4 protein-coding genes are annotated in these 2735 nt (G+C 72.5%); 3 read left to right on the top strand and 1 reads right to left on the bottom strand.

The window, feature by feature from the left end; genetic code table 11:
* The first annotated feature begins 79 nt into the window (after window positions 1-79).
* Together DM816_RS41315 and DM816_RS41310 are read left to right on the top strand one after the other, a co-directional pair.
* Window positions 80-730 (top strand): HAD family hydrolase, encoded by a 651-nt coding sequence (locus tag DM816_RS41315; protein WP_162908405.1) that lies wholly within the window; start codon window positions 80-82, stop codon window positions 728-730.
* The gene (locus DM816_RS41310; protein ID WP_246002738.1) at window positions 727-1521 is read left to right on the top strand and encodes a PhzF family phenazine biosynthesis protein; all 795 of its coding nucleotides are present in this window, start codon (window positions 727-729) and stop codon (window positions 1519-1521) included. The genes DM816_RS41315 and DM816_RS41310 overlap by 4 nt, the downstream gene beginning before the upstream one ends.
* Here the strand turns inward: DM816_RS41310 and DM816_RS41305 are convergent.
* The gene (locus tag DM816_RS41305) at window positions 1498-2166 is read right to left on the bottom strand and encodes an MOSC domain-containing protein (protein WP_117215869.1); all 669 of its coding nucleotides are present in this window, start codon (window positions 2164-2166) and stop codon (window positions 1498-1500) included. The two genes, DM816_RS41310 and DM816_RS41305, sit on opposite strands and share 24 nt — an antisense overlap.
* A 20-nt stretch (window positions 2167-2186) precedes the next feature.
* Here DM816_RS41305 and DM816_RS41300 point away from each other — a divergent pair, with 20 nt between their 5' ends.
* Complete coding sequence (locus DM816_RS41300; RefSeq protein ID WP_117215868.1) at window positions 2187-2708, top strand: GNAT family N-acetyltransferase; 522 nt, start codon at window positions 2187-2189, stop codon at window positions 2706-2708.
* Window positions 2709-2735 lie beyond the last annotated feature (27 nt).

Here is a 2735-nt window from a genome sequence, read left to right as displayed (position 1 = left end):
CGTGCGCCGGTGCGCCCCGGCCGGGCGGTGTCGTAGCCGGCCGCCACCTCACCGAACAGCATCCCGATATCCTGGCACAGTGATCAACGCGGTGGTGTTCGATGTGGGTGAGACGCTCATCGATGAGACCCGCATCTGGACGCGCTGGGCCGACCGGCTCGGCGTGCCGCGGCTGACGTTCTTGGGTGTGCTCGGCGGGATGGCCGCCCTGGACCGGCACCACCGCGACACATTCGAGATCGTGCGCCCCGGCCTGGACGTCGAAGCCGAGATCCGCGCCTGGGCCGCCGAGGACCCGCACGGGCTGCGGGAGAACTTCGACGCCGACGACCTGTACCCGGATGTGCGCGCGGCGTTGGCCGCGCTGCGGGCCACCGGCCGCACCGTGGTGGTGGCCGGCAACCAGCCGCCGCAGGCCAAGAAGGCCTTGCAGGACATGCACCTGCCCGTCGATCTGATCTTCACGTCGGCGGAGTGGGGCGTGGAGAAACCCGACCCGGCGTTCTACCTCAGGGTGGCCGAGGTGACGCGGACACTTGCCGAAAACATCTGCTACGTGGGCGACCGGCTCGACAACGACGTGCTGGCCGCCGGCGCCGCGGGCATGCGCACCGCGTTGATCAAGCGCGGGCCGTGGGGATACCTGCACGCGCAGCGGCCGCAGGCGGCCCGCGCCGACCTGACCATCGAGTCGCTGGCCGAACTGCCGGCGAGGCTGGAGGAGCTGTGAGCCAACCCATCCAGGTGGTCAACGCGTTTCACGCCGGCCGGCCCGGCAGCGGCAACCCGGCGGCCGTGTGCGTGCTCGACGGCGACGACTTTCCCGACGCGGCGTGGATGCAGGCGGTGGCCGCGCAGATGAACCTGTCGGAGACGGCGTTCACCCACCGTCTGGCCGGCGACCCGGTGGCCGACTGGGCGCTGCGCTGGTTCACCCCGGCCGTGGAGGTCGACCTGTGCGGGCATGCCACCCTGGCGGCCGCGCATGTGCTGGGCCTGCCGCAGGTGCGTTTCGCGACCCGTTCCGGGGTGCTGCTGGCCCGCCGCGGCGAGGACGGCACCGTCACCCTGGACTTCCCGGCCAATCCGCCGGTGCCGCTGACCGCCGCGCCGCAGCTGCCCGGCCTTGCCGCCGTCGCCGTCTACACCACCGGCGCGCTGGGCGATCTGCTGGTCGAGCTGCCCGACGAGCAGGCGGTGCGGGCGCTGGTCCCCGACCTGGCCGCACTGTCGCGTGTGGACTGCCGCGGGGTGATCGTGACCGCGCGGGCGGCCGACGGCGCCGGATACGACTTCGTGTCCCGGTTTTTCGCCCCGGCCGTGGGTGTCGACGAGGACCCGGTCACCGGCAGCGCCCACACCGCCCTGGCGCCGCTGTGGTCGGCCCGGCTGGGCCGCGAGTCCCTTGCCGGGCTTCAGGTGTCGCCGCGGGGCGGCCTGGTGCGCACCCGGCTGCGCGGCGACCGGGTGGAGCTTTCCGGCGGTGCCGCCACCGTCCTAGAGGGACGTTTGTTTCTCTAGCCGGCCGGTGATTTTCTTTCTGGTACCGGAGGCAAGCTCGGCGACGTCGGCCAGCCGTGGCAGCAATTCGGGCTGCAGCGTCATCGCCCGGAACATCACCTCCACGGTCACGTCGTGTGCCGGCTGGTGCACCACGCGCACCGGGTCGCCCGCGCTGATCTGCCCCGGCTGCACCACGCGCAGGTAGGCGCCGGGCCGGGCGGCGGCGGTGAACCGTTTGATCCACTGCGGCACGGCCATCTTCGAGGCGAAGGTGTTGCACGGGATGCGCGGCGAGGTGGCGGCGAGCACGACCTGCGCGCCGATCTGCCAGTGCTGCCCGATCAGCGCGCCGTTGACATCCAGCCCTGACGTGGTCAGGTTTTCACCGAACGTGCCGCCGGCGATGGCCCGGCCGAGCTCGGCCTCCCACCAGTCGAGGTCCTCGCGGGCGTAGGCGTAGACGGCCTGGTCGTCGCCGCCGTGATGCTTCACGTCGAACACCTGGTCGCCGACCAGGCCGCTGCCCAGGCCGGTGGTCTTCGGGCCGGGCGGGCGCACGTAGACCGGGCCGGGCGCCGGGCGTTTGGTGATGCCGGTGACACCGACGTCCTTGGCCGTGCTCGCCTCGGGCACGGCCAGGTTGACCGACAGGATCGTGCTCACGGTAGGCCACAATAGCCTGCGTGATCAGACCCGCCACCCCGGCCGACGTGCCGCGCATCGGCCAGTTCATCCGCGAGCTTGCCGCCTATGAGAAGGCCCCCGAGCAGGCCGTGGCCACCGACGCGCAGCTGCACACCGCCCTGTTCGGCCCGGACCCGGCCGTGTACGCCCACCTGGCCTGCGACGACGTGTCCGGCGAGCCGGTCGGGTTCGCCATGTGGTTTCTGAACTTCTCCACCTGGCGCGGCCGGCACGGCATCTACCTGGAAGATCTGTACGTGCGGCCGCAGGCGCGCGGGCACGGGCACGGCAAGGCCCTGCTGGCCGAGCTGGCCCGCCTCGCCGTCGAGCGCGGCCTGTGGTGCGTGCAGTGGTGGGTGCTCGACTGGAACCGCCCGTCGATCGACTTCTACGAGTCGCTGGGGGCGGTCGCGCAGGACGAGTGGACCGTCTACCGGATTTCGGATGCCCCGCTGGCCCGGCTGGCCGCGGCCGCCGAGAGCACGGCGGCGGTGTCGGCCAGCGAGTCCAGCACGGCGTGAGCCCCGGCCGCGCGCAGGTCGGCGGCG

Origin of the sequence: Allorhizocola rhizosphaerae (assembly GCF_003426775.1) — a bacterium.
Taxonomy (GTDB): Bacteria; Actinomycetota; Actinomycetes; order Mycobacteriales; family Micromonosporaceae; genus Allorhizocola; species Allorhizocola rhizosphaerae.
The sequence above is the reverse complement of the archived record's forward strand: the minus strand, read 5'-3'. Positions and strand labels throughout refer to the sequence as shown.